Source organism: Thermomonospora echinospora (assembly GCF_900108175.1).
GTDB lineage: Bacteria > Actinomycetota > Actinomycetes > Streptosporangiales > Streptosporangiaceae > Thermomonospora > Thermomonospora echinospora.
This window is the reverse complement of the sequence record NZ_FNVO01000011.1, coordinates 201,021-222,361: the sequence shown is the minus strand read 5'-3', so window position 1 is coordinate 222,361 and position 21,341 is coordinate 201,021. Positions and strand designations below refer to the sequence as shown.

Below are 21,341 nucleotides of genomic sequence, written 5' to 3'. Positions count from 1 at the left end.
AGTTCAGGTACGCACCCGAGTTCGCCCGCATCTCACCGGATCAGTGGCGGAACACGCCGGGACCATGAACCGGCCGCACAACGAAGCCATCAGGCCATGTCCGTAAACCAGCATGGCATCGTGGCCCGATCCGGCTCCCGCCGATATGTCTTCCAGATAAAGCTCATCCAGGTTTGACGGTCTCGTGCGCACCGGCCCACGTCACTCCCGAGAACGATCGCCTTTTGACCTGCGGCCCCCACCGTTGCGCGCCGACGACTCCGGCCACGGACCATCTCGATCAGAGGTAGTGGGCGGCCTGCAGGGTGAACAGTTCCGCATAGCGGCCTGCCTTGGCCATGAGCTCTTCGTGGGTGCCGTGCTCGGCGACCCGGCCGTCCGCCAGTACGTAGATGCGGTCGGCCGACCGTACGGTGGCGAAGCGGTGCGAGATCAGCAGGACCGTGCGGCCTGCGAAGAGGGTCCGGATGCGCTGGAACAGCTCGTGCTCGGCGCGTGCGTCGAGCGCGGCGGTCGGCTCGTCGAGGATGACGAACGGCGCGTCGCGAAAGAAGGCGCGGGCGAGCGCGATCCGCTGCCACTGACCGCCCGACAGGTCGGTCCCGCCGGAGAACTCCGGGCCGAGCAGCGTGTCGTATCCGTCGGAGAGGGCGGACAAGAAGCCGTCGGCGCCCGCCAGCTCGGCCGCCCGCCGTACCCGCTCCCGATCGTCGGCCCGCTCCCAGCGGCCCACGCCGATGTTGTCGGCGGCCGGCAGCACGTAGCGCTGGAAGTCCTGGAACAGCACCGTGAGGGAGCCGCGCAGCTCATCGGCGTCGAGGTCGGCGACATCGACGCCGTCATAACGGATCCGCCCCGACTGCGGTCGGTACAGGCCGCACAGCAGCTTGGCGAGCGTGGTCTTCCCCGAGCCGTTCTCCCCGACCAGCGCCACCACCTCACCGGCCCGGATCTCCAGGTGGACGTCCCGCAGTGCCGGTCGTGCGCCCGACGGGTAGGTGAAGGTCAGGTCCTCGACGGTCAGCCGCTGGAAGCCGGTGGGGGCCGCGACGCGGGCGCCGGTGTCGTGTCCCGGCTCGGCGTCCGCCAGGAAGGCGTCCAGGTCCGCCACGAACGGGGCCGCCTCGAAGAGCTGGTCGGTGCCCAGCGCGGCCGACCGTAGCCGGCCGGTCAGCAGCAGGATCCCGCCCACCGCGGCGCCGGCGTCCGGCACCGTCAGCCGGCCGGTCGAGACCAGCAGGACCACCAGGCCGAGTACGGCCCCGATGGCCGCGCCGCTGACCAGCCTGGCGACCAGGGTGATCCGCAGCCGGGTCCGCACGGTCACGCGCAGCTCGGCGAGCCGTTCGTCGGTCCGGCGCTCCCAGCGGCCGCGCAGGTAGGGCGCCAGCCCGAAGGCGCGGATCTCGGTCGCCGGGCGGCGGCCGGTGAGCAGGCCGAGCAGGTAGCCGCGCTCGCGCTCGACCGGGGTGAGCTGGAAGGCCATGGCGAACGACACTTGGCCGCTGCGGACCCCGGCCGCCCACAGCGGCAGCCCGGCCAGCAGGGTCACCAGGCCCAGCACCGGCTCGATCGCGATGACGGTCACCAGCACGCCGGTCGCGGCCATCATCGCCTGCACCAGCGCGACCAGGGACTGGGCGAGCTGGTGGGCGCGCGACCCGGCGTTCTGCGCCACGCGCCCGAGCCGGTCGTGGAAGGCAGGGCGTTCGAAGTCCTCCAGCTCGGCCGAGCACGCCACGTCCAGGATGCGCCGCTGCGCGTGCCGGTTGATGAGCTCGCCGAGGATCTCGTCACGGCCGAGCCCCACCGCGCCCGCCAGGCCGAGCAGGCCCAGCAGCCCCAGCACCACGGCCGCCTGTAGGACCACCGTCGGCCGGTCGATGCTCTCTGGAGCCGTCAGGGCGCCGAGCAGTTCCCGGCCCGCCACGATCGGCAGCACCAGGCCGAGCCCGCTGATCCCCTGCAGGATGACGACGAGCAGGAGTTCAGCGGGCGCGGCCGTCCAGGCCAGCCGGAGCGCCCGGCCCAGCAGTGCGGGTGTGCGCCGCAGTGTGATGGGCGGCGGCGCTGCCGTTTCGCCGTTCAGTAGCCGACCTGGGTGACTTCGTCGCGGTGGAACGGGCCGCCGGCCATCAGCAGGTCGGCGATGCAGTCGCTGAGCGGAAGGCCCAGTTCGTGCTGCATCCAGATGAACTGGCCGCCCGGGTTGACCTCCAGGAAGACGTACTCTCCCTCCGGTGTGACGATGAAGTCGACGGCGCCGTAGACCAGGCCGAGCTCCCCGAGCAGCGCCTGGACGCCCTTGACGACCTCCTCGGGCAGCGGCTCGTAGTCCCCGTAGGGCTGGTGGTCGGCGCCCCGCCAGTCCACTTTGGTGGCGTCGTTGTCCTGGGAACGGATCACCACGGGGAAGTAGGTGTTGCCGATGACGGTCAGCCTTATCTCATAGGCCTTCTCCACGTACTCCTGGAACATGCAGATGGTGTGCCGCACCCGTTCGGCGTGCTCGGCGAACTCGTCACCGACCACGGTGGTGAGCAGCCCGCTCGGGAATCCTCCGGGGTAGGGGACCACCCCGCCGCTCAGGGCCTTGTAGACGACGGGCCGGGGGCTGTCGCGCACCATCGCGGCGGCCTCCTGCGGGTCGTTGGTGAGCAGGGTGCGGGGGACGTGGAGCCCGGCCTTCTCGGCGAGCGTGAGCTGGTAGGGCTTGAGCTCGGCGACCGCGTCGAGGTCGGGGCGGTTGACCCACAGGCAGTCGGTGCCGCGCAGGATCCCGCCGATGCCGTGCCGGGCCTCCTTGTGCGCGAACTGCCGTTCCGCCTCGCCCATCGTCTCGTCGAAGACGAAGGCGGTCGGGCGGCGGTACCAGACGCCGGAGACCTCCTGGAGGTCGACGGTGCGGTCCTGGTGCCGCAGCACCCGCCGTCCACCGCCGAAGTTCGCGGTGGTGAACGACAGGTGCTGCGGGAAGTAGCTCAGATCGACCCGTACGACCGTGGCGCCCTTCTCCCCGAGACTGCGGACGACGGGGTCCACAGTGGGATCGAACTCCTGGGTCAGGATCAGCACGGTCGGCTGGGCTGAGGTCATTCCGCCGCCCTTACTGGCAGGCGTCGTCGGACACGTAGTCCCACCAGCCGGTGCCCGGGGCGTACTCGGTCCACCGCCTGGTCTGGGTGATGACGCCGGCCTTGATGGGGCTGTTGGTGTCGTCCCAGGTCTGGGTCACGGGGTCGTAGTGGCCGAACTCGACCTCGGGCGAGCTGTCGCCGCTGATGCCCGGGTCCCAGTCGCAGTAGAGATAGGCCAGCGGGCGTGACTCCTCGGGAGTGGTCGGGTTCAGCACCGACTCCTCCAGCTTGAGGGGCTCGCTGGGGAGCATGGACCGGCTGGTCCACAGGGGGTTCTTGGTCAGGACGGTGGACATGGGGCTCCTCCTTCGAGGGATTCGGGGGACGGTCGGGGTTCGGTGATGCCGGTGATGCCGTGGATCTCTCCGGAGAAGGACCACACGAGGTTGACCTCGTCGTAGTGGCCGGCGGCGAGCACGATGTCCTCCTCCGGGGAGAACGGCGGCGGCTGCTCGTAGAGATAGGCGAAGGGGGCGTGCGGATCGGACCTGCGGAGCGCTCTGGCGTCGGCCGGGACCGCGCGGACGACCATGTTCGTCCCGGTCAGTTCCGGAGGGTCGAGGCGCAGGAAGGTCATCCTGCCGCCACCGGTGACCAGAGGGGCATGGGGCCTCCTCCCGCTCTGCTGGACTGCTTCGACGCTCTCACGGCCCCGGGTGGACGCCCAGGGCCCACAGACTCAAACCGGACAGTCGGAACAGGGCCACCAAAGCCGTCAAGGGCCCGCAGACCCGACAGAATGACCGGATCCGGCCCGCGCCCGGCGGTACGACCGGACCGGCCCGTGGACCTGCGACGGTACGGCCGGATCCGACCTGCGGACCCGGCGGTACGACCGGATCCGGCCCGCGCGCCCGTCGCCGGGAGATCCCGCGCCCGTCACCGGAAGATCCACGGCAGGGCTGCGGCGACCTCCTGCCCCCACATGGCCGGGTCGTGCGCCGCCACCCGGACCCGGTGCACATGCTCGACGCCGGCCCGTTCCAGGGCGTCCGCCCAGCGGCCGGTCACCTTGCGGAACCCCGGCTCCAGCGTCCCGGCCGCCAGCCACTGCCGCGCGCCGCCCCGGCCCGGAGGGACGCGCCGCGGGTCTATCCGGCCGCATGACAGGGCGATGACGCCGCCGAAGCGGCCGGGTTCCAGCACGCCGATCGCGGCGGCGAAGTCGGCGCCGTTGGAGACCCCGGCGACCGCCCGGTGTGCGGGGTCGGGCGAGATCCCCAGTTCGCGCTCGGCCCAGCCGACGACCTCCCGGGCGAAGAACCGGCGGTGTGCGGCGAACCGCACGCGGTCGATCCCGGCGACGTACTCGCGCAGCCTCGCCGGGCCGCCGTTCTCCACTCCGATCGCGATGATCGCGGGCAGCGCGCCGTCGCGGATCAGCGGCTCGACGACCTGCTCCCACGCCTCGCCGTCGGTGCCGAACAGCACCCGCCGGGGGGCGCCGGGCGGGATCGGCGGATGGTAGACCCGCAGCGTGCGCGGCCCGCCCAGCGCGGCGCTGCGCAGGGGGACCGTCCGGACCTGCGCGAGCGTCACCGGCGCCCGCCGCACCGGCGGCGGCGCCTTCGGCCCCCGCCACAGCCCGTACCCCGGCGGCCGGTCCGGGGCGGGCTCGGCCTCACAGTGGAAGCTCACGATCGCCTCCTCCAGCCGAGGCACCCGCAGCGACAGCGCGAGCAGGCCGGCGGCGCCCACGGGGACCATTGGGATCTCCAGGTCGAAGACATGGGCGACCGCGTCCGTTCCCCGGCAGGCCAGCGTCAGGATCTCCCCGTCGGCGAACGCGACCTGGTGCCCGCCGCTCAGCCGCCGGTCGAGGTCGGCCGCCTCGTAGCGGGCCGGTACGGGCTCGACCCGATCACCGTCCGTCAGCACTTCGGGCACCTCCTCACGGGGTCGGGTCATCGTCGACCCGGAGAGTAATGGCCGGGGCACGCAGGATGCATTAGGTCCACAGGCCCATGCGGCGTCGCTCCACTCAGCTGCGAGCAGCGCCCGCAAGGTCGTCCAACGGCCGTCGGCCCGAGAGCATGGCGAAATCTAGCGCTCTCTAGGATCAAGGCCAGACATGCCTAGATTTCCTGAGACCACAGGCCCGTAGGCCCGTCTACCGCTCTCTAGGTGAATCGGTAGACGGCGGTAGACAGCCGCAGAGGCGGGCGGGCCGCCGGGGCGTCAGGTGGGCTGGGAGCGCAGGAACTTGCCGAAGTGCGGGACGGTGAAGGCCACCAGGCCGCGTTCGGCGCTGTAGATCAGGCCCTTCTTGATCAGGCCGTCCCGGGCGGGCGACAGGCTGGAGGGCTTGCGGCCCAGCTCCTCGGCGACCGCCGCGGTCGGCACCGGGTCGTCGCCCAGCATCGCCATGGCGCGCATGTAGTCGCGTTCGGCGGGGGTGGCGCGCTCGTACCGGCTGCCGAAGAAGCCCACCGCCAGCTCGCTCTCGGCCTCCGGGGCGGCCACCTCGATGTCCTCGGCGTTGATGGGGCTGGCCGGTGCGATGTCCCAGGCCACCTTCGCGTACGCCTGGACGAAGTACGGGTACCCGTCGGCCGCCTCGTACAGCGCGTCCAGCGCCTCGGGGGTGAAGGTGACCTCCTCGCGTTCGGCGGGGGCCAGCAGGGCGAGGTCGGCGGACGCGCGGTCGAGGCGGTCGATCCGCGCGTACCGGAACAGCCGCTCGGAGTAGGACTTGCTGGCCGACAGCACGGCCGGCAGGTGCGGCAGGCCCGCGCCCACCACGATCAGCGGGCCGCCGATCTGCGACAGCTCATGGCAGGCGGCGCACAGCGCGGACACGTCGTCGGCGGGCACGTCCTGCATCTCGTCCACGAACAGCCCGATGCCGACCCCGAGATCGGTGGCGACCGAGGCGGCGTCCACGAACAGCTCGGTCAGGTCGATCTCCAGGTCGCCGGAGTCGGCCCGGCCCCGTACCGCCGGGACTTCGATGCCCGGCTGCCAGCGGTGCGCCCGCGCCCTGCCCTTGCCGCCGGCCTCCTCACCGGCCTGGGCGAACGCCTTGAGCACGCCGAGGAAGTACTCGATGCGCTCGGGGGCGCGGTGCCGGGGCGCCAGCTCGCGGATCGCCATGTGCAGGGCGGAGGCCACCGGGCGGCGGATCGACTGCTCGGGCCGGGCCTCAATCTTGCCGGTGCCCCATAGCCGCTGGATGGCCATCGACCGGAACGTGTTGAGCAGCACCGTCTTGCCGACCCCGCGCAGCCCGGTGATGATCATGCTGCGTTCGGGCCGTCCCCGGGCCACCCGTTCCAGCACGACCTCGAACTGCCGCAGCTCGCGGTCGCGCCCGGCCAGCTCCGGCGGGCGCTGCCCGGCGCCCGGGGCGTAGGGGTTGCGCACGGGGTCCACGCTCTCGGACTGTATGAGCTCGTATACCTGGGGCCGTAGATTTCCGTAGAAAGCACTGCGGCGTGTCGCGTGCCGCGCACCCCGGCACCGGGCCTGAGCGCCCGCACGCGTCGCCACCATGCCGCCTCCCGGCACCTCACCGCACGTCACCGCACGTCGAACCTGTGTTCGACGGTTCGAACACAGTAGCGCACGCCCGCCCCTCCGTCACGCGCTTCGGACGGTCCCGCGCGCCCCTGCGCACATGTGCTCCGGACAGCCCTCGCGGTGTCCGACAGCGGTCACCGCCGCACGTCACGGGCGTCCGGCGGCATGGCCGGCGCGGGTGCGGGCGGTCAGCCGATGCGGCCGCGCTTGAACGCCTGGGCGATGTCCACCACCCGCCTGGCCTGGAACTCCATCGCCGCCAGTTGCACGTCCCCGGGCGGGATCTCGCCGTTCTGGGAAGTGTGGCTCGTCCCGTACGGGTTGCCGGCGCGGAACTGGACGGGGTCGGCATAGCCGGGCGGGACGATGATGGCGCCCCAGTGGTAGAAGGTGTTGTTCAGCGCCAGGATCGTCGCCTCCTGCCCGCCGTGCGCGGTGGCCGTCGCGGTGAACGACGAGGCGATCTTGTTGATCAGCCGGCCCTGTCCCCACAGTGGCCCGGTGGTGTCGATGAACTGCTTGAGCTGCGCCGCCGGCATCCCGTACCGGGTGGGCGCCCCCAGCAGCACCGCGTCCGCCCAGTCGAGGTCCTCCAGACCGGCCTCGGCGATGTGCCGGGTGGCGTGGACGTGCTCGGTCCACATCCGGTTGGCGGAGATCACTTCCTGCGGGGCCATCTCCCTGACCTTGCGCAGCCGTACCTCGGCCCCGGCCTTCTCCGCCGCGATGGCCGCCGTCTTGGCCAGCTCGTACACCGTCCCGGTCGCCGAGTAGTAGATGACGGCCACCCGGACCTGACCGCTCAGGTCATAGGACATGAACGCTCCTCAACTCACCTGTCCGTGGTGCGGCCGGACCGGTCATCGCCTCGGTGACCCCGCCGATCCGTCGCCGCTTTACACGAAGGGACCGTATCGGTCGTTCACCCCTCATACCGGCCATCCGCAAAGGAAGGCGGCCGGCCGGTGTCCCTCGTTCCGGGTTGACAGCGGGTATCTCTAGAGTCCTAAAGTACTAGGACACTAGATAAATGAGGTTTCGATGATCGAGTTCCATCTGGACGAGCGGTCCGGTGTCTCGCCGTACCAACAGCTGGTCCGCCAGGTGCGGCAGGCCCTGCGGCTGGGCCTGCTGCGCGAGGGCGACCGGCTCCCCACGGTCAAGGAGGTGGTGGCGCGGCTGGCCATCAACCCGAACACGGTGCTCAAGGCCTACCGGGAGCTCGAACACGAGGGCCTGGTGGCCGCCCGGCCGGGGGTGGGCACGTTCGTGACCACGACGCTGGCCGACGCCTCGCTGGCCGCGCACGGCCCGCTGCGTCAGGAGCTGCGGCGCTGGCTGGCCAAGGCCCGCCGGGCCGGCCTCGACGACGAGAGCATCGAGGCGCTGTTCATGACCACCTTTCGGAACGCCGCTCAGGAGGACATAGCGTGAGCGCCGTCCTGCGGGCCGAGGGCCTGGGCAGAAGGTACGGAAAGCGCTGGGCGCTGAGCGACTGCACCCTGGACATCCCGGCCGGGCACATCGTGGGCCTGGTGGGGCCCAACGGCGCGGGCAAGACCACGCTGCTGAAACTGGCCGCCGGACAGCTGACGCCGACCACGGGCGGCATCACGGTGCTCGGCGGCAGCCCCGGGGCGGGTCCCGGTCAGCTGGCCAAGGTCGGGTTCGTCGCCCAGGACACCCCCACCTATGCCGGGCTGAGCATCGCCGAGCACCTGAAGCTGGGCGCCCGGCTCAACCCCGGGTGGGACGACGCGCTGGCGCGCGAGCGGATCGAGCGGCTCGGCCTGGACCCCGCCCGCAAGGCGGGGAAGCTGTCGGGCGGGCAGCGCGCACAGCTCGCCCTGACGCTGGGACTGGCCAAGCGGCCCGAGCTGCTGCTCCTGGACGAGCCGGTCGCCGCGCTGGACCCGCTGGCCCGCCGGGAGTTCCTGCAGAGCCTGATGGAGGCCGCCGTCGACCAGCGGCTCAGCGTGGTGCTGTCCTCCCACCTGGTCTCCGACGTGGAGCGCACCTGCGACTATCTGATCGTGCTGGTGGACTCCCGGGTCCAGGTGGCCGGCGAGGTCGAGGAACTGCTGGCCGCCCACCACCGGCTGACCGGGCCGCGCCGTGACCCCGCCCGGCTGCCCGCCGACCAGCATGTCGTCTCCGCCAGCCACACCGACCGGCAGAGCACCTTCCTGGTACGCACCGACGCCCCGATCCACGACCCCGCCTGGACCGTCAGCCAGGTCAGCCTGGAGGACCTGATCCTGGCCTACCTGCACAAGTCCGCCGCCACCCGCCGTCGGCCCGCCCTGGAGGTCCAGCGATGATCTGGCTGACCTGGCGCCAGTTCCGCGCCGCGGCGGTGGCGACGGCCGCCGCGCTCGCCGCGCTCGCCGCCGTCCTGGCCCTCACCGGCCCCGGCCTGGCCGACGACTACTCCGCCGGGATCGCCGCCTGCACCGCCCAGGGCAGCGACTGCGCGCGGTTCCGGGAGGGCTTCTTCCAGGACAACCAGGCACCCTTCTTCGGCCTCACCGCCGTCATGCTGGCCCTGCCCGCCCTGATCGGGCTCTTCTGGGGAGCGCCGATGATCACGCGGGAGCTGGAGTCCGGCACGCACCAGCTGGTGTGGAACCAGAGCATCACCCGCACCCGCTGGCTGGCGGTCAAGCTCGCCCTCACCGGCCTGGCCGTCATGACCACCGCAGGGCTGGCCAGCCTCGCGTTGAGCTGGTGGTCCAGCCCTCTCGACCAGGCGGGCGCCGCGAACGATCCCGGCTTCCCGAGGATGGGGCCGCTGTTGTTCGACGTGCGCGGCATCGCCCCCATCGGCTACGCGGCCTTCGCCTTCATCCTCGGCGTGGCCGTCGGGATGCTGGTCCGCCGCGCCCTGCCCGCCATGGCCGTCACCCTGGCCGTCTTCACCGCCGTACAGGTCGCCATGCCGCTGCTGGTCCGCCCGCACCTGCGCGCACCCGTCCATGCGACCGTCGAGCTCAGTACCTCGAACCTGAACCAGCTCGGGCTGCGGCCCGATGAAGGAGTGGACGTGCACCTGCGGGCCATGGCACCCGACAAGGGCGGTTGGGTCCTGTCCACCCGGCTCATCGACAAGTCCGGAAACGAGGTCCACGGCGTCCTCCCCGTGTCCACCGCGTCAGGCCCCTGTGCGCTCCGCGACCGCAGGCAGCAGGGGCCTGATCCATGTCTCAACGAGCTCAACCGGCTCGGCTACCGGCAAGAGGTGTCGTATCACCCCGCCGACCGCTTCTGGGCCTTCCAGTGGACCGAGACCGGGATCTACATGGTCCTCACCCTCGGCCTCACGGCCTTCTGCTTCTGGCGCATCCGCCGCCTGTCCTGAACGACCGGTCGTTCAGGACCCAGGCCGATGGTGGTCACCGGGAGCGAACGGCCCTGCCCATCGCGCCGCCGGCGGTCTCCCCGATGCCGCCCGGCCGCATCGGGTCCGGCGAGCCGGCGTCAGGTCGCCCGGGCACCGCCCACGCGGAAGACCGGGGCCGTGCGGCGCACGGTCCCGGTCTTCCGCGTTCTCGGTGATCAGGCCCCTGGCGTCAGTGCCGCGCCGCGGGCCGCAGGCCGGTCAGGACGTCGGCGATGACGACCGACACCCACAGCCAGGCGATGACGCCGCCGGCCAGCATCAGTCGGAAGTCACCGACCGCCATGGCGGCGTGGTTGAGGACGAGGCCGGCCACCATCGTGATCACGCAGTAGGCCGCCCAGCCCCGCCGCTTCAGCCCGGCGTACCGGCGGGCCATCACCAGGCAGGCCGCGCCCTGGGCCAGCCCGGACAGGGCGGGGGCGATGTTGTGCAGGGCCCCGTGCCAGGTGGCCTGCTCGGGGACGCCCACCGGGTAGCCCTGGTAGGGGTCGGCGACGAAGACCCCCGCCCACACCATGGACAGCCCGATGACGCCGACCAGCAGCGGGCCCCAGGTGCCGCCCCGGCCCGGATGCAGTGCCCGGCGCAGGCCGACGGCGGCGCCCAGGAACAGCAGCCCGGCGAGCACGAAGTCGGCGATCTGGATCCAGCCGAGGTCACCGAGGCCGAGCAGGCTCAGCGGGTGCCGCCGGGGGTCGAACCCGTCGCGGGTGAGCGCCTGGGCCAGCACCACGGTGACGAACAGCGGCCCGGCGATGACGCCGCCGGCCAGCAGCGTCCGGGTGGTGCGGTCGGCGGACACGGCCGGCAGGGCGGGGGCGGCCAGTGGCGTGGTCGTGAGGGAGGTCATCGTCCGTGTTCCTTCCAGCGTGCCGGGGTGCGGCTCAGTTCAGGCCGGTGGTCAGTTCGGTGAGGATGTCGGCGAGGCGGTCGTAGGTCTCGGTGGCGCCCTGCTCCATGCCGGCCGCCAGCGCCCCGTCGAGCGCCTCCCGCGAGGAGTACCGCGAGCGGGTGCTGACCTTGGTCCGCCCGCCGAGGTCCTCGAACGTCAGGGTCTCGACGGCGCTGTGGTCGTTGAACGGCTCGACGTCGAAGACGAACGTGCGGACGATCCGCTCGTTCGGCACGACCTCCAGGTACTCGCCCTTGAAGGGGGCGTCCTGCCCGTCCGGCCCGTGGGTGACGTACCGCCAGGTGCCGCCGGGCCGCACGTCCATCTCGACCACGGTGACAGTCGTCCCCTTCGGACCCCACCAGCGGCGGACGTGCTCGGCCTCGGTGAACGCGGCCCAGACCAGCTCGCGGGGTGCGTTGAACACCCGCTCCATGACCAGCTCGGTGCCCTCGGTCGTCACGGTGGTCGTCTCGCTGCCCATCACTTTCCCTCTTCCTTTTCGCGGTCCTGCTGAAGTTCCTGCAGGTAGTCATCGAGGCGGTCGTAGCTCTGGCCGATGAACTCCCGGTACTGCGCCATCCACGCGGCCACCTCCTGGAGCGGCTGCGGCCGGAGCCGGCACGGGCGCCACTGCGCCTGCCGCCCCTGCTCCACGAGCCCGGCCCGCTGCAGCACCTTCAGGTGCTTGGAGATGGCGGGCAGGCTCACGTCGAACGGCTCCGCCAGCTCGCCCACCGTGGCCTCGCCCTCGGCCAGCCGCGCCAGGATCGCCCGCCGCGTCGGATCGGCGAGCGCGGCGAACGTGACGCTGAGCGGATCATCCTGAGCCATATTTTCCTCTTCGGTTAATTAACTAGTACGGAAACTAGATGATCCACCGCACCCTCGTCAACCCCCTCCGCGAGCCGGGTCCGTCGGTGGTTCTTCGCCGGACGAGCGGCCGTGTCCGCCGTCCCAACGGAGAATGGACGGGTCCGGCCGTTCACCTGAGGAGGGCTGTGGTGCAGAGGATGCGTGATCACTGGTGGTGGCGACCGGGAGCGCGGCCCGGGCGGCGGATGCTGCTGTGGCATCTGCTGGTGGACGACCAGCCGGATGTACGGGCGCTGGCGGGCCGGTTCCGGGAGCGGCTGGCGGGAGTCGGCGGGCTGGATCCCGTGCCCGACGAGTGGCTGCACCTGACCACGCAGATCGTGGGATTCGCCGACGAGATCCCCCGGGACGAGGTGAAGGCGATGACCTCGGCCGTGGCCGAGTCGTTCCGGACGCTGCCCCCGGTCACCGCGCGGATCGGGCGCCTGTACTTCTACGAGGAGGGCGTGGCGCTGGGGGTCGAACCCGAACGGGCGCTGGATCCGGTGCGGGACGCCATCCGCCGGGGCGTCGCGCAGACCGTCACCGCCCACCAACTGGACGACCAGCCGGACTGGACGCCGCATCTGTCCGTCGCCTACTGCAACACCGACGGGCCCGCGGAACCGATCTTCGAGGCGCTGGCCGACCCTCCGGAGCCCTGCCGGCTTACGGTGCGGTGGGCCTATCTGGTGGAGCAGGTGCGCGACGGTCACCTGTATCGGTGGGACACCGTCGCCGCCGTACCTCTCACGGGCTGACCCGCACAAGGATCAGCGTGGGTAGACGTCGCCCAGGCCGATACGGCTCCACCAGCGAAAACCTGTCGTCGGCGCGGCCGGTGGACGGCCACAATCACGATCATGAACGTACACGTCGATGACCCCGTCCGGCTCGGCGAGAGCCGGCTGCCCGGCGGGCGGCTGCTGGGCTGGGCGGAGTGGGGGCCGCCGGGCGGGATCCCGGTTCTGCTGTCACCGGGCGCGGCGACCAGCCGATGGCTGGGCTTCGGCGGCGGCGCGCTGGACCGGCTGGGCGTTCGGCTGATCTCCGTCGACCGGCCGGGGCTGGGCGCCTCCACTCCGGCGCCGGGCCGGACGTTCGCCGACCATGCCGCCGACATCCGCGAACTGGCCGCGCTGCTGGGCCTGGGACGTCCGGCGATGGTCGCCAACTCGCAGGGGACGCCCTTCGCGCTCGCCTGCGCCGCCGAGGGCGTCGTGGCGGGTCTGGCGGTGGTGTCCGGGGCGGACGAGGTCGCCGCGCCCGAGTTCGCCGACGCCCTGCCCGGCGACCTGCGCGGCCTGGTCGAGACGGTGACCTCCGATCCGGTACGCGCGGAGGGCGTGTTCGCCGGCTTCGGTCCCCAGGCGATGTGGGACATGGTCATGGGCGGCAGCCCACAGTCGGACCTGGCCGTCTACCAGGACCCCGCGTTCGCGTCCGCCTACCGCAGGGCGCTGGAGGAGGGCTTCGCCCAAGGCCCGCAGGGATACGCCCGGGACACGGTGCTCGCCATGGGCCGCTGGCCGTTCGACCTGGCGTCCATCGCCGTACCGGTCGACCTTTGGTACGGCGAGGAGGACACCAGCCACTCCCCGGACAACGGGGCCACACTGGCGACCCGCATCCCCGGCGCCACCCGGCACGTCATCCCGGGGATCGGCGGCGCGGTCCTGTGGACGCACGCCGAGCCCATCCTGCGCACCCTCCTGGACCGGACGGCGTAGCCGGTCAGCCCGTGGCGGTCCCGGTCCCGTCGGCGGCGGAACGGTGCTGAGCCAGCTCGTACTCGATGAACGCGGCGATCATCGCGCGCCAGACGGACTCGGCGACCTCGGGGGCCAGCCCTGCTGCGGCGGCGCGTTCCCGGACTGCGGCGACGACCCGCTCGACCCGGTCGGGAGCCCGGACGGCCTGCTCGTCGGTCTTGAACGTGGCGGCGGCGCGGACGAGCCGCTGACGGTCGGCGAGCAGCCGCACGAGTTCACCGTCCAGCGCGTCGATGCGGGCCCGTACCTCGGTCAGCGATTCAGGTGGCTTCACCCCGCCAGCGTGCCACGGCCCGCCCCTCCGGAGGGACGGGCCATAGGCGGAAGGACGGACCAGCCCGCAACGGACTCGCACCCACCCGGCGGCCCCACCGGACCGTCCAGGGAACAGACCAGCCCGTCCCTCCAGGAGGAGCAAGCCACGGGCGGAAGAGCGGGCCAGCCCCCAACGGACCCGTACCTCGCCCGGCGGCTCCGCCGAACCCTCTGGAAAGCAGACCGTGGCCCGCCCCTTCGGGAGGGGCGGGCCACGGGGAGGGGTCAGCCGGCGATGGGCTCGTCGGCGGCGGAGCGGTGCGGGACCTGCTCGGCGGGGATCCGGCCCATGCGGCCGGCCTGGAAGTCCTCGAAAGCCTGGACGATCTCCTCGCGGGTGTTCATCACGAAGGGGCCGTAGCGGGCGATGGGCTCGCGGAGCGGCAGGCCGCCCAGCAGCAGGACCTCCCAGCCGTTCTTGCTGTTCAGTGGCTGGCTGTCGGCGGCCCGCAGGGTGAGCGCGTCGCCGTGCTCGGTGTGGTGCGAGCCACCGAAGACCGCGAGCTGCCCCTCGTTCACCGGGCGGTCCTCCGGGCCCGCGGTGCCATGGCCGGACAGGACGTAGGCCAGGGCGTTGAAGTCCCGGGGCCACGGCAGGGTGAGGCGGGCGCCGGGGGCGACGGTCGCGTGCAGGTAGGTGATCGGCGTGTGGGTGACCCCCGGGCCCTCGTGCCCGGCGAGCGAACCGGCGATCACTCGGACCAGCGCGGCGCCGTCGGCACTGGCCAGCAGCGTGATGTCGCGGGAGCCGATGTCCTGGTAGCGGGGCGGCGCCCACTTCTGGGCGCGGGGCAGGTTCACCCACAGCTGCACGCCGTGGAACAGGCCGCCCTTGGCGACCAGCTCGGGCGGGGGCTGCTCGATGTGCTGGATCCCGGCCCCGGCGGTCATCCACTGGGTGTCGCCGTCGGCGATCAGCCCGCCGCCGCCGGTGGTGTCCTGGTGCTGGAACGCCCCGTCGATGATGTAGGTGACGGTCTCGAAGCCGCGGTGCGGGTGCCAGGGCGTGCCCTTGGCCTCGCCGGGCGCGTACTCGACGGCGCCCATGTGGTCGAGCAGCAGGAACGGGTCGGCCAGCGCGAGGTCCATGCCGGGGAAGGGGCGCCGGACCTCGAAGCCCTCGCCCTCCACGGAGCGGCGGGCGGTGACGACCTTGGCGACCCGGCGTCCGGCCTTCTCCGACTCGGGCAGACGGGGCAGGCGCGGCAGGGTGAGGGTGTCGGCGGTGACGGCGGGCATCGGGTCCTCCAAGGGCCGTTCCGGTGTGGCGTCCGATGACAACCTAGTTGAAAACTAAACTATTCCCGACCGTCGGCGCGGGCGGTTCCATGGATCATGGACTCGGGTGCGATGGGCCGTCCGGCGAGGCGTGCGCCGCCCGCATCCAGGGCACAGACCGGGTGACAACATCCCAAGGGGGGCGGGTTGGGGTGGAAAGTAATTGAAAATTAAACTTGTGAAGTATGCTAGACGGCATGAGTGAACCGCGATGGCTCGACGCCGGCCAGCAGCGGGACTGGCGCGCCTTCGTCGACGGCAGCCTCCGCCTGCACGACCTGATGGACCGCGACCTGAAGAGCAAGCACGGGCTCTCGGAGTCGGAGTACGAGATCCTGGTGCGGCTCTCGGAGGCACCGGGGCACAGCCTGCGCATGGCCGAGCTCGCCGACCACGCCAGTCAGTCCCGCAGCCGGCTGTCGCACACCTGCACCCGGCTGGAGACCAAGGGCCTGGTGCGCCGCGAGTCCTGCCCCAACGACAAGCGCGGCGTCTTCGCCCACCTCACCGACGAGGGCTTCGCCGCCCTGGAACGCGCCGCCCGCGACCATGTCGAAACCGTACGCGACTTCTTCATCGACGTCATCGACCCCGAGGACCTCCAGGCCATCGGCCGGGCCTTCCGCGCCGTCAACGAACGCATCGCCGAGGTCCGCTGACGCGGCGGACGACCTCGTCCACCGCGTCGCCCCGAAGGGATGAGCGCCGATTCCGGCGTTCCCGCCCCCGGCACCCGAACGACGATGGCACCGCTGCAATCGGCCCATCGTCACCCCGGCCCCTTCAAAGCATGCGGCCTGAGACCGCGCCCACCGTGATCGTCGGCCGCCGGGTGGCGCGTACGTGGTCGTACGACCGGGCGGCGGTCAGTGTTGTGGGGGCGGGCCGAGGAGTTCGATGGCGTGCCGGGCGTGGATGGGGCCGAGGGCGGCCAGGTCGATGGGGGCGTCGGCGGGAGGCGGGTCGGGCAGGCGGCGCTCGGCCGCGGGCTCGCTGAGGGCGGCGACGTAGTTCTCGAATCCGGAGGGAGTGGTGATCTGCAGGCACCGCAGGGGCCGGTCGGGGCCGACGACGAAGGTGTGCGGCAGCCCGACGGGCAGGTGCACCAGGTCACCGGGCCCGGCGGCCAGGTCCTCGCCGTCGCACTGGAAGCGCGCGGTGCCGTCCAGGATGTAGAACAGCTCGTCCTCCTCCAGGTGGCGGTGCAGTGGCGGAGCGAAGCCGGGCGGGTTGACGAACTCCACGACGGTCAGCCGTCCCCGGGTGTGGGCACCGGCGGCCTTGACGGTGACGAGATTGCCCAGGAACCAGAACGCCTCGCCCTCGCCGTCACGGCGGACGTAGGGACGGACGGTGGTCGGAGGACTGTCCGGCTGGGTCATGGCCTGGACTCCTTTGGCTAGACAGCGACTATTGGATAGCCAGCGTTATTATGAATGTAGCACTAGCATCGTGACGATGGTCAAGGAGCAGCGACCGAAGCGGCGGTATCAGTCCCGGGTGCGTCAGGACGGCGCTCGCCGTACCCGGCAGGCGATCGTGGCCGCCGCGGGCGAGTTGTTCGTCCGGCACGGCTACGCGGCCACCTCGCTGGCCGACATCGCCGCAGCCGCCGGGGTGGCCCGTCCGACGGTGTCCGCCGCGTTCGGCTCCAAGCCCGCCCTGCTCAAACAGGTGCTGGACCAGGCCCTGGCCGGCGACGACGAACCCGTCCCGGTGGCCGACCGGCCCTGGTTCCGCCCGGTGTGGGACGCCACCACCCCCGCCGGGGTCCTGGACGCCTATGCCGGGGTATGCACGATCATCAACGGCCGGGCCGGACCGATCTTCGAAACCGTCCGCCGCGCCGCCGACGCCACCCCCGAGGTCGCCGACCTATGGGACACGCTGCTGCGCAACCGCCGCGCCGGAGCCCGCATGGTGGCCGAACACGCCCGTTCCCTGGGGCCGCTCCGCGAGGACCCGGACATCGAACGGGCCGTTGACGTCCTCTGGTTCTTCAACGACCCCGCCCACCACAACGCCCTGGTACGCCAACAAGGCTGGCCTGAAGACGCCTACCGCCGATGGCTGTCGGACATGATGCGCCACGCCCTCCTCCCGAGCCAGGCGCCCAGGGACGAACCCGCCCGGTAGGGCCTGTCCGAAAGACCGCCTAGCCGTACAGGCCGGCCAGGGATCGGGCGGTCTGCGGCAACAACGCCCGATGATCCTGCCAGAAGGTGTCAGGAATCCCCGACAGGCTGCTGCCATGACTGGATTCGCCGAACTTGCCATGGTCAACCTGGACTGCGCCGACCCGCGTGCGCTGGCCGAGTTCTACCACCAGATCCTCGGCTGGGAGATCACCCATGCCGAGGACGACTACGCCATGATCACCGGGCCGGGAGCCCCCATCGGCTTCGGACGCGTCGACGGCTTCCGCCCGCCGAACTGGCCGGAGGCCGACTCCCCCAAGCGCTACCACCTGGATCTCTACGTGAACGACCTGGACGAGGCGGAGGCGTCCTGCCTTAAGCTCGGCGCGGCCAAGCCGGACTTCCAGCCGGGTGGAGACCGGTGGCGGGTGCTCACCGACCCGGCCGGCCATCCGTTCTGCATCTGCCTGAAGAGCTGAGCGGTCTTTCGGAGGCCCTGCTCACCACGGAGATCGGAGCCGACGCGGCGGCCGGCGTTCAGCCGGTCGCACGGCGTCCCGGTCACCTGCGGAACTCCTGCACACGCGCTTAGCGAAAGCGCCGGCTACGGCAGGCCTGTGCGGGAGGCGAGTCATCTCCAAGGCACCATCGGCGGCGGCTCGGCCCTTCGTTCCTCAACCGGAAGCACCGTCATGAACGACCAGGTCATGCGGGGCTTCGCCGACGGCTCGGTCCGCTCTCCCCTAACCGGCGTCGCTGTCGTGAACGACCAGGTCTTGCAGGGCTTCGCCGGCGGCGCACAGCGGGCAGTCCTGCGGCTCCCACAGCGTGTTGTCGAGGCGGCCCACCGCTTCCAGGGCGATCCCCTGGTCGGCCGCCAGCGCCGACGCGGGTGTGCCCAGCGTGAGCAGCGCGCCGATCGCCACCGGGTCGGCCTGGCCCGTACGCAAGGCGGTGAGCGTGGACCGCACCGCCGAACCGGCGTTGATCACATCATCGACCACGGCCACCCGCCGACCGCGTACCGAAACTCCCCGGGGCAGCCGATAACGGGCCGAATACAGCCCATCGCCCTGCGGTGCCTCGGTGCGCTCGGTATGGCAGAACTCGATGTCCAATTCCAAGGCCACCATCTGCGCGACGAACGCGCCCCCGCTCAGCGGCCCGCAGACCATGTCCGCCCCATGACCGGCGATGCGCCGCGCCAGCGACTCCACCATGGGCCGCAGCCGCACCGGCCGGTGGAACAGGGAGTCCAGGTCCAGCCAGAGATCACCATGGTGTCCGGACTCCAGCCGGAAATGCCCCCGCCGGACACCGACCATCGACCGCAGTGTGTCCTCCACCCCGGCAGTCTCGCACCCGGCCGAGACCGGGAACGATCGGCCTGCCGCAGTACCGGGGAGAAGCACCCGGGCGGGCCTGGGAACGCCCTCCGGCCTCCCGACCTCCCGACGTCCCGGCCTCCCGGCGTACGGCTCAGCGGATCACGCCGGTGAGCCATCCGGCGGAGAGCAGCGTCAGGGCCACCCAGCCCAGCATCATCCCGAAGCCGTAGGGCCGCCACGCCCCTCGTACGTGCCAGGCGAGCAGGCCGCCGAGCCCGAACGCCAGCACCAGCAGCGTCACGGTCTGCGGCAGCACGCTGGCCCGGTTGTGCCCCGTCAACCGTCCGTACATCATCACGAAGTCGATGAAGGTGAACGTCATGAACCCGGCCGCCCCCCGGACGACGTCACGCCGGTCCAGTTTGGCGAACAGCTCCCAGGGCGGGGAGGAGGGCGTCCGGATGATCGGCTCGGCCCGTCCACCGACGGCCCTGCCGTCCGGCGCCAGGTCGAACAGCTCGTCTTCGAGTGTGGGGATTTCCTTGTTCTGCGGGTCGGTCATCACGATTCCCGTGCCGGTGCGTGGACAGACCATCTACCCGGCACCGTAACGGATACCCCTGGGTCGGGCCAGGACATCCACGCGGCCGGGTCCGAACCACGTCCGCTTTCGTGCGATGCTGGTGAGGTGGCTAAGAAACCCCTGATCAGCGCGGTTTCGATGGTGATGATGCTGGGAGCGGTCCTGGCCGGATGCGGCGGGGGCGGCTCCGGGGACAACGGCGCGGGGAGCCCGGTGTCCCCGCCCAGGGCGACCGGCCCGGCCACGTCCCCGCCGAGCCCGTCCGGCCCGCCGCGGTTCACCGCCGACATCAAGAAGGTGTCGCGTCCGGACCTGAAGTACTCCTGGCGCGAGGGCTGCCCAGTGCCGGTGTCCGGGCTGCGGGCGATCGACATGAACCACTGGGGCATGGACGGCAAGGTCCACAACGGCCGCCTGATCGTCAACGCCTCGGCCGCCGAGGAGCTCACCGGCGTCTTCCACAAGCTGTTCGACCGGAAGTACCCGATTGCGCGCATGGAGCCGGTCGACAAGTACCGGGGCAGCGACTTCGACTCCATCGAGGCCAACAACACCTCGGCGTTCAACTGCCGGCAGGCCACCGGCTCGGGCAGCTGGTCGCAGCACGCCTACGGCCTGGCGGTCGACATCAACCCGTGCGAGAACCCGTACGTCTCCGCCGACGGCACCATCTCCCACAAGGACTGCGTGAAGTACAAGGACCGCTCCCTCGACGTCCCCGGCCTGATCCACCGCGGCGACAAGACCGTCCAGGCGTTCGCCGACATCGGCTGGGGCTGGGGCGGCAACTGGACCGGCGTCAAGGACTACCAACACTTCAGCAGCAACGGCCGCTAGCCCTGCCGATTTCTCTTCGGGCGGGGCCGCGGCGCCTCCTCTCCCGGTGCCGCGGCCCCTTCTGCCGTCGCTCGGCCTGCCCTGTCAGGTGAGTGGATTGGCCGGTTCGTCCAGCCAGAGGTGCTGGCCGTTCGGGGTGACCGTGATCCCGTAGCGGTCACGGGCCGGGCGGCCCCAGGACTGCCAGCGCCAGTAGGCGTCCTCGGCCTCGTCCCACAGTCGGCGGGGGCCGTGCTGGCGGATGGGGTACGCGTCGGCGCCCGGGGTGAACTGCGCGGTCGCCCACGAATCGGTTGCGGGGTCGGCGAGCCAGACGGTGTGCTGCCCGTCGTCCGGGCCGGGCTGCTCGAACAGCCGTACCCCGGGTAGCAGCGCGGCCAGGGCCAGGTCGGCACCATAGGAGTCCCACACCAGCGACCGCGGGTCCAGGCGCGTGGCCGATTCTTCGGCGTCCCCGGTCCAGTCCCAGGACCTGCGGCGCTGGGCGCGCAGCAGCATGTAGTTGGACGTGCCGGTGATGCGGCCGAGGGCGGTCCCGTCGCGTTGGACATGCAGGCGGACCTGCCAGCCGTCCACTCCCCCGGGCGACCATGGCAGGGCGATGATCCCACCGGGCCGGGTCTGCTCCACCCAGGTGTACGGGATGTCCCGCACGGCACAGGTGACGTGGACCCGGTCGAACGGTGCCGCGTCCGGCCGGCCTGCCGCGCCGTCCCCGACGACCAGCGTGGGATGCAGACCGGCGTCCCGCAGGTTGGCCGCCGCGGTCTTGGCGATCTGTTCGTCCACCTCGATCGAGGTGACGTGCTCGGCACCGAGGCGGGCCGACAGCAGCCCGGCCGTCCATCCGGTGCCGGTGCCGATCTCCAGCACCCGGTGGCGGTCGTAGGGGTCGAGCTGCCGCAGGAACGCGATCACCATGGACGGCTGGCTGCAAGAGCTGGTGCAGTCCCCGGAGCTGGCGGCCAGACCGGCGGCCACATCGGCGGCGCCCCGGTCCAGTTGCGTCACGAGCGCGATGTCCGAGTACACCGCCTGCCACCAGCCGTCCGGGTCGGCGCCCCGATCGACCACGCGATCGGGACCGTTCTCGGAATCGGCCAGGACCACATCGGGGGTGAACTGGTGGCGGGGAACGCGGTGCATCGCGGCCCGCCACTCGGCCGGTGCGCCGACCGCGTCGGCCAGCGCATCGACCAGCACCCCCACGTCGCGGGCGCCGTTCACTTCTCGCGCTTCCCGCCGCCACCCTTGGAACCGTCCGGGCTCGGCTTGTCCTTCGGCTCG

The 21,341-nt window shown here is 71.6% G+C and carries 25 protein-coding genes; 9 read left to right on the top strand and 16 right to left on the bottom strand.

Going from position 1 to position 21,341, the window contains the following annotated elements:
• Positions 1 to 280: 280 nt before the first annotated feature.
• The 7 genes from C4U03_RS24255 to wrbA all read right to left on the bottom strand — a co-directional run bounded on the left by C4U03_RS24255 (position 281) and on the right by wrbA (position 7,474).
• Positions 281 to 1,942, bottom strand: coding sequence for an ABC transporter ATP-binding protein (locus C4U03_RS24255; protein ID WP_103940345.1), 1,662 nt, complete (start codon positions 1,940 to 1,942; stop codon positions 281 to 283).
• A 143-nt stretch (positions 1,943 to 2,085) separates the two neighbouring features.
• Positions 2,086 to 3,096: an MvdC/MvdD family ATP grasp protein gene (locus C4U03_RS24250; protein ID WP_103940343.1), complete on the bottom strand. Its 1,011-nt coding sequence runs from the start codon at positions 3,094 to 3,096 to the stop codon at positions 2,086 to 2,088.
• Between the two features lie 10 nt (positions 3,097 to 3,106).
• On the bottom strand, positions 3,107 to 3,433 hold the full coding sequence (locus tag C4U03_RS24245; RefSeq protein ID WP_103940341.1) for a hypothetical protein: 327 nt from the start codon (positions 3,431 to 3,433) through the stop codon (positions 3,107 to 3,109).
• Positions 3,418 to 3,714 carry a hypothetical protein gene (locus C4U03_RS24240; protein WP_103940339.1) on the bottom strand — a complete coding sequence of 99 codons (297 nt, stop codon included), beginning with the start codon at positions 3,712 to 3,714 and terminating at the stop codon, positions 3,418 to 3,420. The genes C4U03_RS24245 and C4U03_RS24240 overlap by 16 nt, the downstream gene beginning before the upstream one ends.
• 302 nt (positions 3,715 to 4,016) lie before the next feature.
• Complete coding sequence (locus C4U03_RS24235; RefSeq protein WP_103940337.1) at positions 4,017 to 5,045, bottom strand: alpha/beta hydrolase; 1,029 nt, start codon at positions 5,043 to 5,045, stop codon at positions 4,017 to 4,019.
• A gap of 270 nt (positions 5,046 to 5,315) precedes the next feature.
• Positions 5,316 to 6,509, bottom strand: coding sequence for an ATP-binding protein (locus C4U03_RS24230; protein ID WP_103940335.1), 1,194 nt, complete (start codon positions 6,507 to 6,509; stop codon positions 5,316 to 5,318).
• A gap of 335 nt (positions 6,510 to 6,844) precedes the next feature.
• Positions 6,845 to 7,474 (bottom strand): NAD(P)H:quinone oxidoreductase, encoded by a 630-nt coding sequence (wrbA, locus tag C4U03_RS24225; RefSeq protein WP_103940333.1) that lies wholly within the window; start codon positions 7,472 to 7,474, stop codon positions 6,845 to 6,847.
• A 223-nt stretch (positions 7,475 to 7,697) separates the two neighbouring features.
• Here wrbA and C4U03_RS24220 point away from each other — a divergent pair, with 223 nt between their 5' ends.
• From C4U03_RS24220 to C4U03_RS24210, 3 genes are read left to right on the top strand one after another with little or no spacing between them, the layout of a single operon-like run.
• A complete protein-coding gene (locus C4U03_RS24220; RefSeq protein WP_103940331.1) occupies positions 7,698 to 8,090 on the top strand; it encodes a GntR family transcriptional regulator in 393 nt (130 codons plus the stop codon).
• The gene (locus tag C4U03_RS24215) at positions 8,087 to 8,977 is read left to right on the top strand and encodes an ABC transporter ATP-binding protein (RefSeq protein WP_103940329.1); all 891 of its coding nucleotides are present in this window, start codon (positions 8,087 to 8,089) and stop codon (positions 8,975 to 8,977) included. The genes C4U03_RS24220 and C4U03_RS24215 overlap by 4 nt, the downstream gene beginning before the upstream one ends.
• Positions 8,974 to 10,014, top strand: coding sequence for an ABC-2 transporter permease (locus tag C4U03_RS24210; RefSeq protein ID WP_103940327.1), 1,041 nt, complete (start codon positions 8,974 to 8,976; stop codon positions 10,012 to 10,014). The genes C4U03_RS24215 and C4U03_RS24210 overlap by 4 nt, the downstream gene beginning before the upstream one ends.
• Before the next feature lie 211 nt (positions 10,015 to 10,225).
• On the opposite strand, the gene C4U03_RS24205 is transcribed toward C4U03_RS24210, so the two are convergent.
• From C4U03_RS24205 to C4U03_RS24195, 3 genes are read right to left on the bottom strand one after another with little or no spacing between them, the layout of a single operon-like run.
• Entirely contained in the window at positions 10,226 to 10,906 is a 681-nt protein-coding gene (locus C4U03_RS24205) for a DUF998 domain-containing protein (protein WP_103940325.1), read from the bottom strand.
• A gap of 34 nt (positions 10,907 to 10,940) precedes the next feature.
• The gene (locus C4U03_RS24200) at positions 10,941 to 11,432 is read right to left on the bottom strand and encodes an SRPBCC family protein (RefSeq protein ID WP_103940323.1); all 492 of its coding nucleotides are present in this window, start codon (positions 11,430 to 11,432) and stop codon (positions 10,941 to 10,943) included.
• On the bottom strand, positions 11,432 to 11,782 hold the full coding sequence (locus C4U03_RS24195) for an ArsR/SmtB family transcription factor (RefSeq protein WP_103940321.1): 351 nt from the start codon (positions 11,780 to 11,782) through the stop codon (positions 11,432 to 11,434). The genes C4U03_RS24200 and C4U03_RS24195 overlap by 1 nt, the downstream gene beginning before the upstream one ends.
• Before the next feature lie 179 nt (positions 11,783 to 11,961).
• On the opposite strand from C4U03_RS24195, the gene C4U03_RS24190 reads away from it, so the two are divergent.
• Together C4U03_RS24190 and C4U03_RS24185 are read left to right on the top strand one after the other, a co-directional pair.
• Positions 11,962 to 12,564: a 2'-5' RNA ligase family protein gene (locus tag C4U03_RS24190; RefSeq protein WP_160147080.1), complete on the top strand. Its 603-nt coding sequence runs from the start codon at positions 11,962 to 11,964 to the stop codon at positions 12,562 to 12,564.
• 102 nt (positions 12,565 to 12,666) lie between these two features.
• Complete coding sequence (locus C4U03_RS24185) at positions 12,667 to 13,533, top strand: alpha/beta fold hydrolase (RefSeq protein WP_103940317.1); 867 nt, start codon at positions 12,667 to 12,669, stop codon at positions 13,531 to 13,533.
• Between the two features lie 4 nt (positions 13,534 to 13,537).
• Here C4U03_RS24185 and C4U03_RS24180 read toward each other — a convergent pair whose 3' ends face one another.
• Both C4U03_RS24180 and C4U03_RS24175 read right to left on the bottom strand, forming a co-directional pair.
• Entirely contained in the window at positions 13,538 to 13,849 is a 312-nt protein-coding gene (locus tag C4U03_RS24180) for a chorismate mutase (protein ID WP_103940315.1), read from the bottom strand.
• Positions 13,850 to 14,115: 266 nt separating this feature from the next.
• Complete coding sequence (locus C4U03_RS24175; protein ID WP_103940313.1) at positions 14,116 to 15,129, bottom strand: pirin family protein; 1,014 nt, start codon at positions 15,127 to 15,129, stop codon at positions 14,116 to 14,118.
• A gap of 236 nt (positions 15,130 to 15,365) precedes the next feature.
• On the opposite strand from C4U03_RS24175, the gene C4U03_RS24170 reads away from it, so the two are divergent.
• Positions 15,366 to 15,827, top strand: a complete 462-nt coding sequence (locus C4U03_RS24170; protein ID WP_103940311.1) for a MarR family winged helix-turn-helix transcriptional regulator — start codon at positions 15,366 to 15,368, stop codon at positions 15,825 to 15,827.
• A 207-nt stretch (positions 15,828 to 16,034) separates the two neighbouring features.
• On the opposite strand, the gene C4U03_RS24165 is transcribed toward C4U03_RS24170, so the two are convergent.
• The gene (locus tag C4U03_RS24165; RefSeq protein ID WP_103940309.1) at positions 16,035 to 16,550 is read right to left on the bottom strand and encodes a quercetin 2,3-dioxygenase; all 516 of its coding nucleotides are present in this window, start codon (positions 16,548 to 16,550) and stop codon (positions 16,035 to 16,037) included.
• 76 nt (positions 16,551 to 16,626) lie between these two features.
• On the opposite strand from C4U03_RS24165, the gene C4U03_RS24160 reads away from it, so the two are divergent.
• Positions 16,627 to 17,304 carry a TetR/AcrR family transcriptional regulator gene (locus C4U03_RS24160; protein ID WP_235018093.1) on the top strand — a complete coding sequence of 226 codons (678 nt, stop codon included), beginning with the start codon at positions 16,627 to 16,629 and terminating at the stop codon, positions 17,302 to 17,304.
• Positions 17,305 to 17,419: 115 nt separating this feature from the next.
• Positions 17,420 to 17,785 (top strand): VOC family protein, encoded by a 366-nt coding sequence (locus tag C4U03_RS24155; protein ID WP_103940305.1) that lies wholly within the window; start codon positions 17,420 to 17,422, stop codon positions 17,783 to 17,785.
• Between the two features lie 264 nt (positions 17,786 to 18,049).
• On the opposite strand, the gene C4U03_RS24150 is transcribed toward C4U03_RS24155, so the two are convergent.
• Positions 18,050 to 18,652: an orotate phosphoribosyltransferase gene (locus tag C4U03_RS24150; protein ID WP_200827420.1), complete on the bottom strand. Its 603-nt coding sequence runs from the start codon at positions 18,650 to 18,652 to the stop codon at positions 18,050 to 18,052.
• A 133-nt stretch (positions 18,653 to 18,785) separates the two neighbouring features.
• Positions 18,786 to 19,196, bottom strand: coding sequence for a hypothetical protein (locus C4U03_RS24145; RefSeq protein ID WP_103940302.1), 411 nt, complete (start codon positions 19,194 to 19,196; stop codon positions 18,786 to 18,788).
• 126 nt (positions 19,197 to 19,322) lie between these two features.
• Here C4U03_RS24145 and C4U03_RS24140 point away from each other — a divergent pair, with 126 nt between their 5' ends.
• A complete protein-coding gene (locus tag C4U03_RS24140) occupies positions 19,323 to 20,054 on the top strand; it encodes a M15 family metallopeptidase (protein ID WP_103940300.1) in 732 nt (243 codons plus the stop codon).
• Positions 20,055 to 20,138: 84 nt separating this feature from the next.
• Here the strand turns inward: C4U03_RS24140 and C4U03_RS24135 are convergent, their stop codons facing one another.
• Positions 20,139 to 21,281, bottom strand: coding sequence for a methyltransferase domain-containing protein (locus C4U03_RS24135; protein ID WP_235018084.1), 1,143 nt, complete (start codon positions 21,279 to 21,281; stop codon positions 20,139 to 20,141).
• Between the last annotated feature and the right edge of the window lie 60 nt (positions 21,282 to 21,341).

Bases quoted from the DNA above. Each gene is read 5' to 3' on its own strand.
- C4U03_RS24205 (WP_103940325.1), bottom strand. From the start codon at position 10,906: ATGACCTCCCTCACGACCACGCCACTGGCCGCCCCCGCCCTGCCGGCC.
- C4U03_RS24200 (WP_103940323.1), bottom strand. From the start codon at position 11,432: ATGGGCAGCGAGACGACCACCGTGACGACCGAGGGCACCGAGCTGGTC.
- C4U03_RS24170 (WP_103940311.1), top strand. From the start codon at position 15,366: ATGAGTGAACCGCGATGGCTCGACGCCGGCCAGCAGCGGGACTGGCGC.
- C4U03_RS24190 (WP_160147080.1), top strand. From the start codon at position 11,962: ATGCGTGATCACTGGTGGTGGCGACCGGGAGCGCGGCCCGGGCGGCGG.
- C4U03_RS24235 (WP_103940337.1), bottom strand. From the start codon at position 5,045: ATGACCCGACCCCGTGAGGAGGTGCCCGAAGTGCTGACGGACGGTGAT.
- C4U03_RS24160 (WP_235018093.1), top strand. From the start codon at position 16,627: ATGGTCAAGGAGCAGCGACCGAAGCGGCGGTATCAGTCCCGGGTGCGT.
- C4U03_RS24175 (WP_103940313.1), bottom strand. From the start codon at position 15,129: ATGCCCGCCGTCACCGCCGACACCCTCACCCTGCCGCGCCTGCCCCGT.
- C4U03_RS24185 (WP_103940317.1), top strand. From the start codon at position 12,667: ATGAACGTACACGTCGATGACCCCGTCCGGCTCGGCGAGAGCCGGCTG.
- C4U03_RS24250 (WP_103940343.1), bottom strand. From the start codon at position 3,096: ATGACCTCAGCCCAGCCGACCGTGCTGATCCTGACCCAGGAGTTCGAT.
- C4U03_RS24155 (WP_103940305.1), top strand. From the start codon at position 17,420: ATGACTGGATTCGCCGAACTTGCCATGGTCAACCTGGACTGCGCCGAC.
- C4U03_RS24145 (WP_103940302.1), bottom strand. From the start codon at position 19,196: ATGACCGACCCGCAGAACAAGGAAATCCCCACACTCGAAGACGAGCTG.
- C4U03_RS24210 (WP_103940327.1), top strand. From the start codon at position 8,974: ATGATCTGGCTGACCTGGCGCCAGTTCCGCGCCGCGGCGGTGGCGACG.
- wrbA (WP_103940333.1), bottom strand. From the start codon at position 7,474: ATGTCCTATGACCTGAGCGGTCAGGTCCGGGTGGCCGTCATCTACTAC.
- C4U03_RS24195 (WP_103940321.1), bottom strand. From the start codon at position 11,782: ATGGCTCAGGATGATCCGCTCAGCGTCACGTTCGCCGCGCTCGCCGAT.
- C4U03_RS24165 (WP_103940309.1), bottom strand. From the start codon at position 16,550: ATGACCCAGCCGGACAGTCCTCCGACCACCGTCCGTCCCTACGTCCGC.
- C4U03_RS24240 (WP_103940339.1), bottom strand. From the start codon at position 3,714: ATGACCTTCCTGCGCCTCGACCCTCCGGAACTGACCGGGACGAACATG.
- C4U03_RS24245 (WP_103940341.1), bottom strand. From the start codon at position 3,433: ATGTCCACCGTCCTGACCAAGAACCCCCTGTGGACCAGCCGGTCCATG.
- C4U03_RS24220 (WP_103940331.1), top strand. From the start codon at position 7,698: ATGATCGAGTTCCATCTGGACGAGCGGTCCGGTGTCTCGCCGTACCAA.